Origin of the sequence: Paenibacillus taichungensis (assembly GCF_013359905.1) — a bacterium.
Taxonomy (GTDB): Bacteria; Bacillota; Bacilli; order Paenibacillales; family Paenibacillaceae; genus Paenibacillus; species Paenibacillus taichungensis.
On the sequence record NZ_JABMCC010000118.1, the window covers coordinates 97,603 to 115,869 of the forward strand.

At 38.0% G+C, this 18,267-nt stretch carries 18 protein-coding genes and 1 pseudogene; 7 read left to right on the forward strand and 12 right to left on the reverse strand.

Annotated elements, in window-relative coordinates:
* Positions 1–4: 4 nt before the first annotated feature.
* Complete coding sequence (locus HP548_RS23625) at positions 5–1,963, reverse strand: AraC family transcriptional regulator (RefSeq protein ID WP_175383058.1); 1,959 nt, start codon at positions 1,961–1,963, stop codon at positions 5–7.
* Between the two features lie 130 nt (positions 1,964–2,093).
* On the opposite strand from HP548_RS23625, the gene HP548_RS23630 reads away from it, so the two are divergent.
* A complete protein-coding gene (locus tag HP548_RS23630; protein ID WP_099858201.1) occupies positions 2,094–2,378 on the forward strand; it encodes a hypothetical protein in 285 nt (94 codons plus the stop codon).
* Between the two features lie 322 nt (positions 2,379–2,700).
* Here HP548_RS23630 and HP548_RS23635 read toward each other — a convergent pair whose 3' ends face one another.
* The 6 genes and pseudogenes from HP548_RS23635 to HP548_RS23655 form a co-directional block, all read right to left on the reverse strand.
* Positions 2,701–3,531, reverse strand: a complete 831-nt coding sequence (locus HP548_RS23635) for a GGDEF domain-containing protein (protein WP_246318196.1) — start codon at positions 3,529–3,531, stop codon at positions 2,701–2,703.
* Positions 3,532–3,706: 175 nt separating this feature from the next.
* Positions 3,707–4,573 (reverse strand): EAL domain-containing protein, encoded by an 867-nt coding sequence (locus HP548_RS23640; protein WP_343054926.1) that lies wholly within the window; start codon positions 4,571–4,573, stop codon positions 3,707–3,709.
* A gap of 307 nt (positions 4,574–4,880) precedes the next feature.
* Positions 4,881–5,108, reverse strand: a pseudogene (locus HP548_RS23645) (sporulation initiation factor Spo0A C-terminal domain-containing protein); the annotation flags it as partial.
* Positions 5,109–5,289: 181 nt separating this feature from the next.
* Positions 5,290–6,420, reverse strand: coding sequence for a TIGR02391 family protein (locus HP548_RS23650; protein WP_175383060.1), 1,131 nt, complete (start codon positions 6,418–6,420; stop codon positions 5,290–5,292).
* A 268-nt stretch (positions 6,421–6,688) separates the two neighbouring features.
* Positions 6,689–6,787 (reverse strand): putative holin-like toxin, encoded by a 99-nt coding sequence (locus HP548_RS34145; RefSeq protein ID WP_409347675.1) that lies wholly within the window; start codon positions 6,785–6,787, stop codon positions 6,689–6,691.
* Positions 6,788–7,360: 573 nt separating this feature from the next.
* On the reverse strand, positions 7,361–8,017 hold the full coding sequence (locus HP548_RS23655) for a stalk domain-containing protein (protein WP_343054938.1): 657 nt from the start codon (positions 8,015–8,017) through the stop codon (positions 7,361–7,363).
* Positions 8,018–8,304: 287 nt separating this feature from the next.
* On the opposite strand from HP548_RS23655, the gene HP548_RS23660 reads away from it, so the two are divergent.
* Entirely contained in the window at positions 8,305–8,946 is a 642-nt protein-coding gene (locus HP548_RS23660) for a hypothetical protein (RefSeq protein WP_175383062.1), read from the forward strand.
* A 157-nt stretch (positions 8,947–9,103) separates the two neighbouring features.
* Here the strand turns inward: HP548_RS23660 and HP548_RS23665 are convergent, their stop codons facing one another.
* Entirely contained in the window at positions 9,104–9,652 is a 549-nt protein-coding gene (locus tag HP548_RS23665; protein ID WP_175383063.1) for a hypothetical protein, read from the reverse strand.
* Positions 9,649–10,335, reverse strand: coding sequence for a hypothetical protein (locus HP548_RS23670; RefSeq protein ID WP_175383064.1), 687 nt, complete (start codon positions 10,333–10,335; stop codon positions 9,649–9,651). The genes HP548_RS23665 and HP548_RS23670 overlap by 4 nt, the downstream gene beginning before the upstream one ends.
* A gap of 169 nt (positions 10,336–10,504) precedes the next feature.
* On the opposite strand from HP548_RS23670, the gene HP548_RS23675 reads away from it, so the two are divergent.
* From HP548_RS23675 to HP548_RS23690, 4 genes are all read left to right on the forward strand, one after another.
* The gene (locus HP548_RS23675; protein ID WP_343054927.1) at positions 10,505–10,870 is read left to right on the forward strand and encodes a helix-turn-helix domain-containing protein; all 366 of its coding nucleotides are present in this window, start codon (positions 10,505–10,507) and stop codon (positions 10,868–10,870) included.
* A gap of 698 nt (positions 10,871–11,568) precedes the next feature.
* Positions 11,569–11,931 carry a hypothetical protein gene (locus HP548_RS23680; protein ID WP_175383065.1) on the forward strand — a complete coding sequence of 121 codons (363 nt, stop codon included), beginning with the start codon at positions 11,569–11,571 and terminating at the stop codon, positions 11,929–11,931.
* A gap of 325 nt (positions 11,932–12,256) precedes the next feature.
* On the forward strand, positions 12,257–13,375 hold the full coding sequence (gene dprA / locus HP548_RS23685) for a DNA-processing protein DprA (RefSeq protein ID WP_175383066.1): 1,119 nt from the start codon (positions 12,257–12,259) through the stop codon (positions 13,373–13,375).
* On the forward strand, positions 13,368–14,510 hold the full coding sequence (locus HP548_RS23690; protein ID WP_175383067.1) for a phosphoribosyltransferase: 1,143 nt from the start codon (positions 13,368–13,370) through the stop codon (positions 14,508–14,510). Before dprA ends, HP548_RS23690 begins: the two co-directional genes overlap by 8 nt.
* Before the next feature lie 90 nt (positions 14,511–14,600).
* Here HP548_RS23690 and HP548_RS23695 read toward each other — a convergent pair whose 3' ends face one another.
* From HP548_RS23695 to HP548_RS23705, 3 genes are all read right to left on the reverse strand, one after another.
* Positions 14,601–15,737, reverse strand: a complete 1,137-nt coding sequence (locus HP548_RS23695) for a hypothetical protein (RefSeq protein ID WP_175383068.1) — start codon at positions 15,735–15,737, stop codon at positions 14,601–14,603.
* Positions 15,728–16,621: a hypothetical protein gene (locus HP548_RS23700; RefSeq protein ID WP_175383069.1), complete on the reverse strand. Its 894-nt coding sequence runs from the start codon at positions 16,619–16,621 to the stop codon at positions 15,728–15,730. Before HP548_RS23700 ends, HP548_RS23695 begins: the two co-directional genes overlap by 10 nt.
* Before the next feature lie 298 nt (positions 16,622–16,919).
* A complete protein-coding gene (locus tag HP548_RS23705) occupies positions 16,920–17,084 on the reverse strand; it encodes a hypothetical protein (RefSeq protein WP_175383070.1) in 165 nt (54 codons plus the stop codon).
* Positions 17,085–17,454: 370 nt separating this feature from the next.
* Here HP548_RS23705 and HP548_RS23710 point away from each other — a divergent pair, with 370 nt between their 5' ends.
* Positions 17,455–18,255: a hypothetical protein gene (locus HP548_RS23710; RefSeq protein ID WP_175383071.1), complete on the forward strand. Its 801-nt coding sequence runs from the start codon at positions 17,455–17,457 to the stop codon at positions 18,253–18,255.
* Positions 18,256–18,267 lie beyond the last annotated feature (12 nt).

Below are 18,267 nucleotides of genomic sequence, written 5' to 3' on the forward strand. Positions count from 1 at the left end.
AGATTTACTTTTGATCCGCTGTCTTCGTGAACCAAGCTGCCAATTCCTCGGTCTGATCCAACGTTGCAATAGGGTCAAAGTACCATGAACGATCCGGACTCCAGATAAACACACGATTATTCTTTACGGCATCAAGTGAACTCCATACTGGCTTAGATTTCAATTCCTCTACAGTCAGGTTCTCTGCCGTAAGAATAATGTAATCACCGGCAAATTCGGGTATGGATTCGGACGAAACTTCAACAAGCTGATCTTTCATTAATATCTCCTTTTTGTCTGCTGGAGGATTCAATCCGAGAGCACTGTATACAGCCTGACCTCCACGCCCAAAATTATCACCAAAAGCTAATGGTGCTTTATCGTAAAATTGCATAACTGATACTTCTGCATCTGCTTCGATTGCTTCACTGACACGCTTCTTGGCGTCCGCAATTCGTCCGTCGTAATCGGCCAACCATGACTCGGCCTCTTTTTCTTTGTTCAATGCTTTACCGAAATAAGCGATCTCTTCATGGGTATTTTTCAACTCACCATAAGGAACAACAAGCGTAGGCGCAATTTTACTAAAAGAATCAAACAAATCAGGATCACCTGTGACAATCAGGTCTGGTTGAAGTTCCAACACCTTTTCAAGAGAAATGGTTTCGTATTCACCAATATTTTCTACACCCTCAAGTGATTTGGTAAAATAGGGATTTTTCAAGTTCATTTCCGGTGTACCGACTGGCTTGATTCCCAAAGCAATCAGACTTCCCAAATATAAATCAACCACAATTCGCTTGGGTTCAGCCGGGACCGTGATATCTCCCTTAACCGTGGAGATGATCCGAGGCTCGGAATTGTTCGATTGGCTATCTGTCGTTACTGTGCTGGTGGCACTCGAAGCCCCTTTGCTTCCCGCATTTTCTCCCCCAGAATTACTAGTTGCTCCTGTCGAGCAGGCACTCAGCAGTAAAGTGAGACTTAATAAAATACTAAGCAGCATTCCCGTTCTTGTCTGTCTATTCATGTACAATGACCCTCCGTGTTTATATTGATAATGATTATCATCATCGTTATAAACATACCTTCCAGCTCTTCCACTGGAAATGTCATTTCGAGCCAATGTCGATGTCAGATCAGGCCACTTTAGAGGTCCGGATGTTTTCTCCTTGAACTGAAGTGGAGAAAGGCCTGTATGTTTTTTGAACATACGTCCCAGATAATATCCGTCCGGATAACCGATACCTGCTGCAATCTCATCTAATGTAGCGTCGGTGTGCAGCAGCACCTCCTTGGCCTTGAACAAACGGAACTGAATCAAATAGTCAATTGGGCTATAACCCGTGGCCTGCTTGAACTTGCGGGACAGACTTCTGGGACTGCTGCCGACCTTCTCAGCCAAAACATGCAACGTCAATGGCTCCGCATAAGAGGATTCCACAATTTCAATAACTTTACTGATCTGATCCGTAACGGAATAGCGAGTTGCAGCATGAGGAATTTGTGCTGATACCTTCTCTACAAAAGGGTAAAACAGGCTCTTTGCCTGAAAATGATGTATGGGGTTCTTTTGATTCCAAAACGTGTGTATCTGTTTTACTTGCTCATACAGCACAACTGGTGACTTGGGGGCAAAACCATAGGTTAACTGAAATGGATTCATGCGCTCCATCATGTTGCCCAAATCGGTTCTTCCTCCACTAGGCAGACTTACTTTGTACATAAGGTAAAACAGATTCAGTCCGGATTGTCCAGCTTCAATATGCAGCACGCTTCCCTTTCCACCATGAAGAACATAAAAACGACTCACTTCATGCTTCTGGTCGTTTATGGTTACATAGGCTTTACCCTGGATGGTGAATACAAACGTGCTCGCAGGAAATTTGTATGTTAGCTCCTCAGTTGGCCCTAACTCCATATAACGTATATCCGCAATACTCACAGCAGCATAGTTCCAGAGTATGTAATAATTATTCCACATTTCATTAACCCAACTCCGTCTAAATAGATTGACTAAACAGTCCTTCACTTATTGATAACCATTATCAATTATTATTAGCAAGTAAGCAACAAAGAAGTGAAAGTGAACTTATTAGCAGGCGTGTCTTCATTTGCTTCTTGTAATGGGTCATCTAATCAAACATAGCCAGACTTATGATCAGTTAGGCAAACTGGTAGGTTTGCGTGATCGCATGGTCGGGTCCATTCAAACACTAGAAGGGGAAACCCGCTTCGACCGGATCGTTCTCGATAATGACGCTGGAAACGATATGGGCAAGTCGATGATGCTGGAGAACGCTGAACAAACTGTTTTTCAAATGAAGCGTGAGATGGTTCAAGAGATTGATTCTCAAATCCGAAAGGTTGATCAGTCCATCGGGAAAAAATTAAAATAAATCAACCAACCGGTACCAACAGAAGCTATCCATTCTACTCCACAATCTCCTGCAAATGAAGATAAGGAAGTAAATAAAGAAAATAAGACCGAAAACAAATCGAAGATTTCCAACGATACGGAGAATGATAAAGAACCTGGAAAAATCCAAGAGACGCAATCAAATGCATCCCCTGCCCCATCCTATACATCGCTGGACATTCGGGTTTAATTGATTACATAATAGATAACTATTCTCCATTAAAAAAACCGTTATTTACAGGTAGAAGAGACCTGTAAATAACGGTTTTTTCCGTATCTAATGTTTTTCCTGACATTACTGGTTATACGACCTCCTCATTTGCACAAATAATGCTGCCATTCACCGATTTACATACTTTTTTAACCCGCGTCGCCTCACTCACAATTTGATCAATGTTTTCATACTGTTGTCTTTGGTTCGTGACCACAGCGATCGACACCGAAACAAGCGGTATAGGTCGGTTCAGTCCAGAACGCCCTTCGCCCAAAACATATTGATTATCCAAGTCCTCCTGATTGTAAAACGTACCCTTGATCTGCTCAAAACCTGTGATCACTTCTTCACAAACGTTTCTAAATTCATGATGATTTAATATCACAATAAAATCGTCTCCACCGATATGGCCAAGAAAAGCCTCTGGAAAAACAAAATGTTTCCGGAGCAGATTAGCAGTAGCTTGAATGAGCTGATCCCCCATTTTGAACCCATAGCTATCATTGTAGGATTTAAAGTGATCCAAATCTATGTATAGAACACTAAAATAATCAAGCTGAAGTAACTGATACAATCGTTCATCTATAATTCGGTTACCTGGAAGACCTGTCAAGGGATTCATAAAAATAGCCATCTCGGCACGAACATCAGCCACAGCGAGCAGCAGACGTCGGATACTAACTGCTCCATTCAAAATGCCTTCAGCTGTTATAAGAACTAGATCGTATAACTCTTCTTCAGATCGATTCATAGCCAGAACACTTACATCCGTAATCTGTTCAGCGTAATCGACGACTAGTGCCCGGGCGTTCATAACCAGTTCCACCGGGCGTCCCATATACAAATTATAGCCATACTGTGTACCAATCTGCTGGAAGAAACGAGCACGCATCATTAATGACACACCTTGTTCTCCCATAACAGCTACACCTTCCAGATTGGGATTGGATTTAAAAAGATGGTAGACGATATCACATTTTGTTTCGGATGCTACTATAGGAATCGTATCGGCTATCTCACCTATTTGCGTAAATATAACATTCGCCTCCTTTGTACATAGCCATACCATCTACTTTTAAATCTTTAATTATCCCCTATGGAAAAGATAATGGAGATGGCCTTAATACTGTGTCAGGCCTTCCAAGTGCGTAACCCTGACCGTATTCGATACCTTCATGTCGCAAAAATTGAATTTCCTCGTAACGCTCGATGCCTTCAGCGATGATACTCGTCCCCGAGTCGACAGCAAATTGTTTAAGAATTCTTACAATGTGCTGCTGATCCGAATGTGTGTCCACTCGACTAATCAGTGCTCTGTCCAATTTAATAAAATCTGGTTTTAGACTTACAATCGCTTTCAGACTGCTATATCCGGAACCCGCATCATCAATGGCAATCCGAAAGCCCTGTGAGCGATAATTCGAAAGAATGCGTTCGAATTCTACATAGTCTTGGACTGCCTGTTTTTCGGTTAACTCGAAGACCACTTGCTCAGGGGAAAGACCATAACTGTTCAATAGACTGATTGTTTCTCCACTGCGGTATGTGGTATCGGCTAAAACCTGAGGATGTATATTCAAAAAAACGACGGTATTGTCGGGATAACGCTCTGTCGTTAAAGAGGCTCTGAATCTTTCAATCGAAATCTCACGACAGAAGCGTTCAAACGTGAACACCTGATCCGTATGACCAATGAATTGATAAAAAGATTCTGCATTTGGAAAAAGATTAGAGATGGGAGGACGGTTTAATATCTCGTATCCAAGACAGCTCCCATTCTGCAGATTCAAGATTGGTTGAAAATATGTAGTAAGCATTCTATTACGCATAATTTTTTGCAGTCCGGTGAATTGCCTGTAACTAAGCATGGATTGTTGAAATGATTTATTTACATATTTCAAAGAATTGTATAGTTCATTTATGTATTTACTGAAAAAAGCCGTTCTCCTCATATAATTCATCCTTTATACCTATAATGTGTATCTTGTCAGTGGTCACATCGTACCACTTTCTTGCTGAGAAAGCGTTAACTGCAAGTAAAAGTTTGTAAAAAATTTCATCATTCCAAATATATATCTGATAAAGATTCATTCCAATCGCTCCTGTTTAATAAAGGATGCTTCATTATTCTAAAAATGATTTACATATTTTTCGCGCAAAAAAACACCACGTTTTTATTGGTCTTGAAAAACTCAACAAAAACGTGGTGTTCCTTATGTGTAAATAAGTTAAATTTATTTGTTTAGATAATCACTATTCCTGATCCTTTCAGGACACCTTATGCTCAATTCTCAGCTTGTCAGCAACCATAGCGATAAACTCAGAGTTCGTCGGTTTCGACTTGCTGATATTGATTGTATAGCCAAACAGGTGGCTGATGCTGTCGATGTTGCCACGTGTCCAAGCCACTTCAATGGCATGACGGATGGCACGTTCGACGCGAGACGGCGTTGTTTTGAACTTTTCGGCAATCGCTGGGTACAGGGTTCTTAAGACTTCTATAATTTTATTTAACTATTCATCATTTATTGGGTTCGAGGCGAACAATTAGTTGCCAAAATTGTTCACGAAAAAGATACTATAGACCCTGATTTATTGTCAACATTAAAGTGACAATTCAAAGTGTAATGTTACTCAAAACGAGTTTTCTGCACTCAAGAATACATACCTCACCAGATCAAAAAGGCAACTCGACATGCTGTATCCCAGGATGCTCCTTCAACTCTTCTTCAAACTCTTCCCACCAAGGATGATCTTCATCAAATTTAATTTCTTCCATTAATTTTTCTATTATTATGGGATCCTTTTCCTCTAAGCCATCCCTTATATACCATTCAAGATAAAAGGTAATTTCATCTCTATTTGCAATGCAAATGTCTCCCCAAAAATACCTTTCAACATAAGCTATTTCTCCCTCATTACCACTTTTCATTTTATCAATTATCATTCCAGTCCAGTCATTAATGTTCGCAAATCGACTAATTAAATCCATTTGCATCCAAGTTCCCAATGCTCCCTCTTTGCACTTTCCGGTTTTGGCATCTATAGTACCTGACTTAACATCCTGGAAAAGGATATTCTCAACTCTAATCTTAATTGCTTTATTAATTAAATTCCAATATTCTGAAGGTAATATATGTAAAATTGTGTATAAGTCTTCATATTCACTTGTGTATTTCAATTCTTCACTTATAACAACGTATAATTGTTTAATTTCATTCTCCTCTAGCCTTTCTAACAAAGAAAACATAAAACTTTTCAGACCATGAATGTCCACAGTTTCGTTTTTTCTACGTAGAACTACCTCTATTGCAATGTTAAGTCGCTGTCTTTTCGGTATTTCATCAGCCAACAGTTTAGAATATTCATCTGTACATACGTAATACTTATCAAACACACGTCCTAAAAATGATTCTATTTCAAATTGTACCTTAGAATTATCAATTACCTTGAGTAAGTAATCAAGGAAAAGTATTATCGCATCGGCTTCGCTTTTATTGTCGATATGCTTATCGTGGCTTCTGGGATTCCTAATCGCTGTGTATACCCCTCGTAATAGTTCTCCCATTCCTTTTTGAACATTTTTCTCTGATTCAGTCTGCATCTTGTTAAGCTGAATCTTTGGGGAATCACTACCAAATGCTTGACCAACTAAGGAGGAGCCATCTCCCTCTAGACCAGTCTTATTTCGAATAGTTTCAGTCAGTTGATGGATAGCATCCAAGATAGCACTAGAATAGCTTTCATTCTCATAATTCTTTTCAATAGATTCCCACAGTTCTTGTTTTATGTTGATCTTCAATTCCAAAATATTCACCTCTAATTTGTGTAAATTCAATAATTTTAAAAATAAGACCATCTGTTAGACATTACGATTGTCTGTAACTTGTCAATTCTCTTTATGATGTGTGTTACATTTGCTTTTAAAGAATAAAAATAACTATTAAAGTTATTGTAATGCGTTACATTTGAAGTTAAAATTGAATTGCCACTTGTTTCAGTAAATTATATTTTACAAAGGACAAGAGCGGTAATAGTTTTCTATGAGATAGCCGCAGTCTTTGGCGAGAGGGCGGTTATTTCTGTTTGTTTCGAATGATTAACACTATAAGTGTAGCGAATGAGATCATAAGAATAAGTGCCTCATAAGTAGACATATTACCACCTCCCCTCATATGGAGGTCAGTTAAAGTCCGCTCTTGTCCACTTTACAGTATACATGTGGAAACTAAATTATGGAATAATAAATATTTGCTAGCTACGAGCCGCTCGGCTCTTTCTTTTGCTGGAGAGGACTTCCGTATCACAATCACAGACTATGGCAGCACTATCATCGACCTCAGCAGCCAAATCTCCGCTTCATATCTCGCAACATTTATAGTTATACCATCACACCACATAAAATCATCGTGGACTTTAATGCCGTGGCATATGTCTGCTATGAGTTTTATTCAGTTAATTTCCCCCAGTACTTCCCAAAGTATATGAACTAACAGCTTGGACGCCTAACTGTTTTTTGTTAATTTCATTGAAAAACGAACAGATGACCTCAATGCATTTCTAGAGACACTTATCCACACATTGCCGCACAGAGCATCTATGCCCACCACGCTACATAAGAAACAGTACAGTACCTTATCCCAGCACTATTAATTGTAATGATCAAACTGATCAATAAATCCGACTTGGTTTGTGGCTGATGCGCATAAAAATGCTGTCGGCTCGTTGCCGACAGCATTTCTTTAATCTTATTTGTAGTAAGAACTTGGGAATATTGTTACGTTTGTACCTTTAGAATAATTATCTGCCTCGAATTTCACAACTATAGATTTCCGTCCCACAACACTAAAATCCAACTCTTCAACTGGAGAATCTATATTAAGGAATAATGCTTTTAATTCTTCTTTTGTATCTTCATCGATAACTGACACCTTTGCCGAACCATCAAAAGCTTTCAAATCAAGAACCATGGTCTGGTACTTGTTATCAGGGTAAAAGGTGATTTGGGCAAGGTTCTTTCCAACTATCACTTCTTTGTATGGCACCTCTGTTGCTTGAGTGTACTTTGTATCTTTGGACAGGGCAGCGTAATTACCGTATCCATATGAAATCTTTTCTTTATCTATTGGTGTCTCAGCAAGTTTTTCTCCAAAGTTCATTTTACCTGATTTGGCGTCAATACTTATATTCGTCTTCGTTGCTTCCTTAGCTAAGCTTACTGGTATGTACGTTTGCCCATTGATCACTACAGGTGCTGTTGTGGTTTTCGGATTCCAGTTAACTCCATTTAATGCATATTTGAAACTACTGACTGTCGCTTGAACCGTCTTACTTTTAGTCGCTGCGTATGTTGCCGTTCCACCTACTAGTAAACAAGCTAACAGAACAATACTAACTTTTTTCACTCCCAATGTAACTCCTCCTGAAAAATGTATTTACAACAAATAAATTATCTCAGATATTCCCTTTATAGTAAATAAGAATTATACTTATACACGACTAAAGAAACACAAGGAGGAAAAACCATGACTAAAGACCTTATACTCGCAGAGAAGAAACATTACTCAGTTCATCTCACATTTGAGGATGGAACCACATTCTACGGTAACATCTCGCTAACTAGTAATAAATCTCACGTCAAACTACACGCCCACGATGAAACTACATGGATTCCAGTTGAAGATATCATTCATTGTTCAACCATTATTCCTGGGACATTCAACAGTTAAGACATAAGCTACAACTGGAGGGACTTTTTCTGCAAACAACTGTACTTATCTTATGGATCATAGCAGCTTTAGGAGTAGCATTGCTTGAAACACACTATTATTTTCGCTTTAAGAAGATGCTGAGACATCCTTTCAGTGCCTATGAGAACAAAGAACCTAATTCCATAGAAGCTCTTTATATGGCATATAAAAAATTACCGAAAATGCAATTCAAAATGGCTAAATTGAAAGTTCAATCATGGAACAACTCTGAAATAGTACCTCAATCTATTGATGGCTTCATGAAAATCATCTTTACCATAGTACTTACAGCAACAGGCGTGGTAATCACAATTATGATATCTAGCCTAGACATCGCCAATAGTAATAAGGAAAGTGATCCTAATCAAGCAAATGCTTGGTACGATAGCATCAGTTCAATCTTGGTAAGTTTGACGAGCAGCATAAATTTTTATCAAACTTTAATGAAAGTTGCTTTACTGCTTTTTCTTCTCTCAGTTCTCCACATAATTTTTACATACTGGAAAAATTCCCTTCACAAGAAACATATAGTTGTGATTGAAGAGATCGAAAAAGAATTCAGTCTAAATCACAAAATGAAATAGGCTTCATGTGAATAAGTAACTCTCAACTTGTCATCTACAAGCGAGGTTCAGAAGGAAATTTGATTCATCCCAAACAAAGCCTCCAGACCATATTTACAAGTGGGTCTAGAGGCTTTTTTTGCGTCATTGTTTCTTAATGACTCGCTGATATCAGTGATCAATCATAAACTGGGTTTCCTTTGGAATCGTAATACACAAAAGTGTACTCATCCCTCGTTTTACGATCCAACTTTCTAACTCCATGTATATTCATCACTTTCATATATTCAGGATCGTTATCTCTTGAAGTAATCAATACTTTATCGTATATTCCTACAAATGATGTGCCTTCACCAGCTACCGTATCTTCAAAGATATCCGCTACTTTGCTTACAAAATCGAATTGATTGCTTCTAGAAGCGGTCATAAAATTGCTATTTACATCAATCAGAACTGTATATTGATATACTTTGCCGTCCGTAAACTCTGATTCTTCTTTGTCCTCGCTTTTAATTATCATAATGTCGTTTTTGCCCAATGCCTCATAGTAGTTAATATATTTCGTTAAATCACTATTGTTGTTTATTTCAGCTATTTTAGCATCGTGTATGCTGGAATCATACTCTGCTCCACAAGCCGTTAATATAAATGCTACGATAAGCATGATAAGACACACGAATTTTGTTTTGTATTTCACTAAGCTTCCTCTTTCTTTTTGTGGAGTCATGATTGTTCCTTACTGGCATTTCGTATGTAAATACTGATCATCCCATGCCAATGATTTGCTTCTCGTATAGCGATCTGGTATCTTTCAGAGTCTTTTGGGATAGGAGAATCTTTATAAAGGAATCTTATGTACCTAACTGGCTCCTCTAGATCATCTAAGGTAACTTGCAACGTGACCAGTTTGACATGAGAGCTTGTATTCTGGCTACCTGTCAACGCTCCTACCATCGCTCCAGCACCACCAGCGAGCATGCCTCCAATGACAGCCCCACCAATCTGGATAGTTCTGGAGGTATTGGTTATTGCCACTCCATCTTCAACTATTTCTGAACGCAGCAAATCCTCGTATGAATACACTTTCTTCCTTCCACCATGCCTATCATCAACAAAGCAAAACTTTTTATTTACACTGTCTACTGCAATTAGGCTCTTTTTGTCCTCAGATATGTAGTATTGTGACACTTGAAAGTTCTTAGCTGTCTTCATGTGGATAATCAATAGTTCCTGATCTCGTTCAACTTGCGTATCCTTGCGTTTCTTTGCTAACCAATTCGAAACTAGTCCTAACCCAAAGCCAATCACAATAGCGACTATAAAGTTACCTGTAGCGACCCACAGAAGAACAAAAACAATTATTGCTCCAAGACACCCTATCACCAGACTCTTGTCATCTGTATTACTCATAGCACTCCTCTTTTCGAAAACTTTTACTTAAATCTTGATCTGCTCCTCTCAATGTAGTTTTTCTTTAGCTACAACAATCATATTAGTGCCTATCAGTAAAATTTTCAATAACTTTCAATCCTATGTTTATCTGTTTCAAATGATTTCGCTAACCTACCTTTAAATAGAGGTGATTAGCTTGTCAGAGTTCTCTATAGCAGTAGGAAACAGGATTAGAGCCTTACGTAAGCAGCGTGGTTGGACACAAGAACAGCTAGCAGAGAAAGCAAACCTACACTACAGTTATCTTTCATCATTGGAACGCGGGGGACGAAACATGTCTCTAGAGAGCTTGGGGAAGATTGTTGAAGCTTTCGAGATCAATCCAATGCAAATCTTGAACTTCGCAGATACGTTAGTACTTGATGAAGAATCCAACAAACAGGAAACGCTAAAGGCGATAAGCAACCAGTTAGAATTATGTAATGAGGCAGAGGTCAACATGGTGTATCGTGTACTGAACGATATTATCCAAACATTTAAAAAGAACAGTTAAAAGCACATAGTCGTTTGACTACGTGCTCTTTTCTTTATCATCCTCGATATTTGCATTCTCCCAACAACCACTCAACCTCCGCTGCGGACAGCTCACGATGCGCTCTAGTTGGATCAGATATCGTTTTCAGTTCTGACTGCTTCCCACTGGTCACATGACTCCAATCAATATTTAATGAAGAAAGGTTTTCTACAACACGTTTATCGAAGGGCAATGGAAACGTTAGTATTTTGGAATGTTCTCGACTTCCTAAAATCACAATTTTAAAGTGAGGCTAATCACTTGCTTACGTTGAACTATTGCATCTATTAAAAAGAATAGAATGTAAGTTTCCCATTTGTAACACCAGACAACAAAACACAATATGTGTAAATTTAAGCTGTATTGACACACTACATATAGTGTTGTAACATTAGTTCATGTAATATATACCATCTTTTCAGATTGGAGGTGAACTCATGGTTAAATCTAGTGCAAGAAAAGTAACTTCATCCTCTGTAGCTACTAAAGCTTCCAAGGCATTAAGAAGCAAGTCCACTAGCAAGTTGACAAAATCCCTTGCTGCAAGCGCCCTATCTCAATCCTCACCTAAGCGTAGTCGCTAACCCCCTACACTAGATTCTACTAATAGAAAGTGATAAGCGAATTTCATTTTCAATATCTCCTCAATTTTAGAGGAGAAACATAAGGAGACTTTTATGTATCGTAACACGAAAATAATTAGCCTAACGATCCCCCAACTTGATATTTCAACTCGTAACATAACTAAGAAATTAAACTTCAGTAAGCCACTTAAAGTGGAAACCTTTGGTGACATCCCCAGTAAGCCAGGAATTATAGTATCAATAAACCAAGACGGAAAGTTCTTCGTATCTCATAGCTATAATATGAGACAAAGATTAATACAACTACCAACAGAAAGATACACTAAAGGCATCGTATATTGCATGTATGCTGAGTTGAAAGGACATGATGATCGTTTATCAGCAAGAAATGCTATGAAAGTGCAGATTGATCTTTACGAATATAAGAAGAATGGAATTTCCTCTTTTGTTCAATAAGTTACCATCAAATTACTAGTTACAGAAAATATATCGAGTTTAAATCCTAGATTGTTTGGTATATAATTGCATATGGAGAGATATACGGTGCGCTATACCGTCTCCTGCACAATTTTTGTTGAGTAGGGAACCCCATCTCCAAAATAACGACAAAGACGGAAATAACCCACACTTTCGGCGGCTAACCTAGGAGTGGGTTATTTCTTCTTCTTATCTACTGTACAACAAAACTTCTTCTATATATCGTTTTCATTTTAATGTAATATGATATCAACTACTAAATGTCTGTGGACTGCTAGGACTTGTACATATTGGGGGAAGTAATATGGAAATGAAACAAAACCTTCTTACTCTTTACTATTTAGGCATAAGCAATAAGAGTATAAGTTTTATATACTATAATTTTGATCAAGAGGACATGTACGATCTACTTCAATCAAACATGCTTCATTTACAATTCAAATACAACATTTTCTCAACGAGTGAGATTGACTCTCTATCAGATCTTAATAAGCGGAAACTAGCAGAACAGAAAGCTAGCGAAACACTTTTATTATCTGACAGAGAAGGCATACAGATAATTTCCATTTTTGACGAGGCTTATCCTGAATCATTGAAAGAGATACATAATCCACCACTATTTCTTAATGCTATCGGGAACGTTTCTTTGCTCAAAACAAAAGATTCAGTTGCTTGTGTTGGCACACGTAAACCAAGCTCACAAAGTAAATTAGCCGTGAAGAAATTGGTTTCTGGTCTCTCTAAGGCAGATCAAGTGATAGTCAGCGGATTAGCATTCGGAATTGATTATGAATCACATAAAGTCTGTCTTGAGAACGATGGACTCACCATAGCTGTTCTTGCACATGGATTGGATAAAATCTATCCGTCAGAACACCACAAGTTCTCTCAGGAAATATTAAACAAAGATGGTTTGCTACTTAGTGAATATCCTATCCGTACTCCTATAAAAAAAGAGTACTTTGTTCAAAGAAATCGCATAATTGCAGGGCTGTCACAAGGTGTTATTGTTTTCGAAGCAGATGAACGGAGTGGCACAATGCATACAGCAAGGTTTGCATATAAGCAACACAAGCAAATTTTCTGCCCTGCAGATAATACATCTAGTGGTGTCTTGAAACTGATTGAATCAAATAGCGCTCTGTCCGTTAGTTCTGCAAAGGAGATACTTGATGTTCTTTCACAGCATAGTTTAACTGCGCAACAAGAAGATAAGCTGTCCTTTCAAATTGACTTTTCACTTTCGAATGAAGCTCTCAAAGAGTCGCTATTCAAAAAAGTGACCACAAGAATCGATAGCAATGTATATAAAAAAGTTAAAGACATAGCTAAAGAAAATGACATCACTACCAAAGAGATGATAAATGCATTGATGCGTAGCTTTGTTATTTCATACGAGGGGAGAAATCAAAAAAATGAGTAAATTAGTACTTATAGCAAGCTCTTCTGTTGTAGATAGTTCTTTGAATCTTTATACGGGTATCAAAGAACTTTTCGATCGACTAAATGCTGACGGAGATACTATATTCATTGTTTCTCATAACGGCAACAGATTGGCAGAAATTATCGCTCTTCTTGGTTCACATTATAGTTATATTAAATCAACAACAAGATGGACTATAAGACAAGTTCTTGAGAAATATCATAACAACCAAGTTGTATATGTTGGTAGCAGTGATGTGGACTTACAACTCACTGCGAGCAAAAAGATTCTCTTGTTTCATTCAAAGTGGTCTGATGTACAAGAAGAGAAAACTGCAAAGTATGGTCATCACGTAGAGAAGCCAAGTGATTTTGTCAACATCATGAAGATTTTAAACAACCAAAGTTCTTGGTTTTATGAACTCAAGATAAGCGACAAAGTTAACGTTTTCTCACTGACAAAAGCTAATAGTATGTATCTTACATATGAATCTGAGAAAGAGCTTATTGATGGGTTCAACAGACTCCTCAAAACAGGAGACACCAAGTATTACGATGTTTTGTTACTTCACTTCTTAGCATCCATAGTCCATAATAATGATTTTCTTGATGTTGATTTTTGGGGTACCATGCCCTCTTCTGGTACCCAAGCTAGCCAGCAACTAGAATTATTTAAAGATAGAGTTCGACACTTAATGAGTAAAAAGTTAACACAACCTTTGTTTGTACGCCACACAGCAACAACCAAAAGTCATCACATTAGAAATGATTCTAGAATTCCTTGCGATAGACATTTCGAAACTATATGCCTCAATCCGTTCTATAAGAAAAAATTGAAAAATAAAACAGTTTGTATTTTAGATGACTATCTCACAAATGGTACTTCCTTCGAGACTTTGAGAAATCTTTTGGAGTACGCTGGAGTTAAAAGAATCATCTTTGTATCTTTAGGACGATTCAAAAAAAATGTTTATAGTCCAGAATACGTTAAACAAGATTACAAAATTGAGGGAGACGTATTTAGTCCAGGGTATTCATATGAATTTATTAAACGTGAAAACATTAATGGCACTTTTAATGATTCAGCAAACGAAGAATTGCGGAGTCTTCACGCAATTATAAACAGCCCAACTTGAACACGAGAATCCCTGCTCTAACTTTTCTAGAGCAGGGTTGTTTTCTTTATCCATACAAAATGATTGTTCCTTCTACACTTTGCCTCCTGATTAGCTTATTGAATTTAATGAATTGCGGATTCGATTGATGTCGCTTGCAAGAATGCTGTCTCCAGCCGCTTTGCTGCTTGGTATTGCAGTTGTCGGACTCATTGATCCAATGATGCTAATGACATCATTGTAGTAAGTCGCCTTAAAATCTGATCCTGATACCGCTCTTGTAAATGTGTAACTCGATATCCCCTTATACAACCTGAACTCGTTAACTTTAGCAGTCAACCTATTCCATTCAGCAGCAGTGATGTTGAAGTCTGAACTAGCATTTTTTGCAGTATCCCATTCAAAATTCGCTGGTCTTGCCTTCTTTGTCTTTACTGCCAGCGTCCTCATTGTAGAACTCTGTCCTGCCGTATCCACAACTTTGATCCCCAGCGTGTAATTCGTATCTTCCTGCAACCCTGAGAATGTGTAATTACCACTCGAACTATAACTCGTCCCAGTTTGAACACTATTGACATAAAATTGTACATAGCCTACACCATAGTCATCTGACGCTGAGTAATACATCTGAACAGTGTTTACGCCCGTGTTTGATACAGACCAAGACAGGACGCTAGGAGCAAAATCGTACGCTGTAGTGGCTCCGTACTGTGTCATAATCGATGTATTCCCACTAGTGTCAAACGCCTTTACCCCAAGGGAATAACGGGTGCCAGGGCTTAATCCTGTAAATGTATATCCACCACTTGAACCATACATAGAGCCATCATATACACCATCACGGTAGAAATAGAATCCGCTGACACCTCTGTTATCTGATGCAGAAGCATACATTGGGATAGAGTTTCTGGAGGCACTACCATTCATAAACCAGCTATTGATTGTTGGTGGCGTCGTGTCAGGCGCTACAGTAGTCCTCTGACCAGTGGATGCGCTTCCAAGCACGTTCCTGTTCGAGTCGTAGAATGTGACGCTCAGACTGTAGTACGTGTCATCTGACAGCCCGCTGTAAGTCCAATACTTGGTCGTCGATGATACTGGGCTAACCAGTGCTTCAAGCCCTGAATCTCCCACGCCATTCTTGAAAAACCTGTAGTATTTTGCCAGCCCACCGCCAGTAGTAAAGCTTGCGGAAACTGATATACTGCTATAACTCGCGCTATTTGCATTAATGTTTACTATTGCCATGTGTCTTGTCCTTCTCTTTCTATTATATTTACATAATTGATTGTCTGTTGATTATCTATCCAGTCGATACGCAAAGCACCTTTTTCATCTATGTAGATACTCGTTTTGGTATCGCTTTCATTAGAAAGGGCAATAAGACTATTATGTTTCTCATCGTGGATCACGGTAACTGGAAACGGAAGTTCTATGATTTCTGGAGTACCCATTAAGCTTTCTTTCCCTATGATCAAGACAGAATACTCTTTGTTTGAACGCCGTAGCCCACTGGTAAGATTACCTCTTAACAAACTTCTTGTTATCTCTATGTCAGTAACTTCATTGATCCTTTGAATCGCATTCTTACCACTAGAACACTCCAATAGAATCAGTTTCTCGGATTCTTTCAACACTACAATAGCTGCACACTCTTTAGATGAACGCTCTCTCATTCTCGAAGATGTATTGATTGAATACCCTTGCACCTCAAGATTTTCTAAAGTATAGCCAAGATCATGGTCTATTCTGCCCAGAGTAGGTCTATGTTCTAGCTTAAAGCCATATGCAATGTACAACTCGCAACATCTAAACCATTCTCTCAGGAAATTTTCTTTTGCTATCAAAGCTTCAGCCATCTCTCTAGAGTTATTGAATCCATGTTCCTTCCCAAAATACGTTTTTTTGCTCTTGTCCTTTACTCTGGAAATTGAATTCCTGCACGAATTCAGGAGCAATACTAGCGTTATCATCAAATCATTAGATGTTAAGGCAATCTTGTCTTGTTGAAGCTGAATGGATTCTAACACCTCTATACAGAAGGCTTCGTTTTTCTTCGTCCAGTATGGTCCCTTCGCCTTCTTGAGCTGCGTCTCTTTACTGCTGATATGTTTCTTGTTGATACACTTCAATACATTATCTCCTTTTATATATGTCATCATTTTTTGTAAGCGCTTTCAATTAAAGGTGTGAATATCCATTGCCTTACTCTTATCATAACACACTAACTATCCATATGTCAACATTAATGTTTATCATTGGTTTACATTCATTTTTTCCATCTCACTGTGCACTCCTTTTAAATGACAAAAAGACCGCCATTTCTAACATCAGCGGTCTTCTCATTATATTATTTTATTATATTACTCACCTGTAGCTTCTCTGAGAAGGAAGTTACAGGTGAGCAACCTCATATATCAAAGTAGTATTTTAGCCTGCTTTAAAGGATCTGTGTTTTGTTTTACTTCGTTTTCGTCCATTTTTAGATATAACCTCAGTTGTTTCCTTTTTGTATTGCAGCTTAATCTTGTTGCCAAGCAAACCTATCGCTAATGACACAATCGAAATAGAAATAATCAATTCAATATAATTCATAGTATTCCTCCGTTAATTAAAGTATACAGAGGACTGCTCACCTTATTATATTATATCAAGACAAAGGCTCCGAGACAAGTTCCTTTCATCAAACACTCTAACAATTCTATCTAGTATCTTTGCTGATGAAATATCATCATTCCAAACAAACTCTATACCTTTAAGCCTAGTTTTTAGAGATTTTAACTGTAGGAATATGGAACTATACCTAATAAAAACTTTATATTAATATTAATATACAAAAATGTACATACTTGCTTGTTGATATAAATTAAATTACCATGGTAAACATTGGTTCTTAATTAACTATATAGAATCAATGTTTAGTTATTGGAGATGGTGTAAATAAAAAACTTCGGAGGGAATTTAATTGTTTAAAAAGACATCTTTAAAATCGTTTTTCCGTATTACTGCTCTAACCATGGCTTTCTTATTATTTGCTGTGACAGGTGCACAGTCTTATTCGTTAGCCGCAGGGGTTGAAAAGCTGCAAAATGATCAAGAAGTTGTAACTAGCACAGAGAATAATATTGTTCCAGAAACTGTGGCTGACGAAACGCAAAATATCACAGAGTATACACGCACAGATGATGAAGGTCAAAGTCAGAGTAACGTAACAGAAACTCCGTCTAATGAGAACTACCATAATGTAAACATTGGCGACTTTGATATTATTGGAGAAGATGTTCCACTTGAAGAGTCGAAAGTAGCATGGGTACTCCCTTGGGTTGGTTGGGAAATCGGAAAAGTTTTAGTTTGGCTAGCTGCTGGAGCCGCTGTTGGAGTAGCAGTTATTGATGGCTTTGTAGAAGCTAAAGCGTTTGTGAGTGAACTCACAAAGAGCAAACAGAAAGATAAACCTAAGTATTATACAGTTAAATATGATAAAAATTATATGTATGTAGGTTCCCCATTAACTGATCAGCAAGCACTTGATCGTGTTAACAGTCCGTTTGGTGAAGTGTGGACACCTAATTACAACGATGCTAGACTTCTCGCATCTAAACATGCAGGTGGAGGTAAGATTGTTGGTCCAGAAAACCATTACAAAACGAACTATAATGACACTCGCTATTTCTGGCATTTTCATGGAGAGAAACCAAGTGGAGTTCGCTCAGGTCATATTTTTTATGGAACTGAAAGTCAAATGGGAGCTGTAAAGAAACCATAACCTGAAGCAACA

Excerpts from the sequence above, each read along its gene's own strand:
- HP548_RS23640 (WP_343054926.1), bottom strand. The coding sequence starts at position 4,573 with ATGAATTATATGAGGAGAACGGCTTTTTTCAGTAAATACATAAATGAA.
- HP548_RS23695 (WP_175383068.1), bottom strand. The coding sequence starts at position 15,737 with ATGGCAATAGTAAACATTAATGCAAATAGCGCGAGTTATAGCAGTATA.
- HP548_RS23665 (WP_175383063.1), bottom strand. The coding sequence starts at position 9,652 with ATGACTCCACAAAAAGAAAGAGGAAGCTTAGTGAAATACAAAACAAAA.
- HP548_RS23680 (WP_175383065.1), top strand. The coding sequence starts at position 11,569 with ATGTATCGTAACACGAAAATAATTAGCCTAACGATCCCCCAACTTGAT.
- HP548_RS23625 (WP_175383058.1), bottom strand. The coding sequence starts at position 1,963 with ATGTGGAATAATTATTACATACTCTGGAACTATGCTGCTGTGAGTATT.
- HP548_RS23705 (WP_175383070.1), bottom strand. The coding sequence starts at position 17,084 with ATGAATTATATTGAATTGATTATTTCTATTTCGATTGTGTCATTAGCG.
- HP548_RS34145 (WP_409347675.1), bottom strand. The coding sequence starts at position 6,787 with ATGAGGGGAGGTGGTAATATGTCTACTTATGAGGCACTTATTCTTATG.
- dprA (WP_175383066.1), top strand. The coding sequence starts at position 12,257 with ATGGAAATGAAACAAAACCTTCTTACTCTTTACTATTTAGGCATAAGC.
- HP548_RS23670 (WP_175383064.1), bottom strand. The coding sequence starts at position 10,335 with ATGAGTAATACAGATGACAAGAGTCTGGTGATAGGGTGTCTTGGAGCA.
- HP548_RS23690 (WP_175383067.1), top strand. The coding sequence starts at position 13,368 with ATGAGTAAATTAGTACTTATAGCAAGCTCTTCTGTTGTAGATAGTTCT.
- HP548_RS23635 (WP_246318196.1), bottom strand. The coding sequence starts at position 3,531 with ATGGGAGAACAAGGTGTGTCATTAATGATGCGTGCTCGTTTCTTCCAG.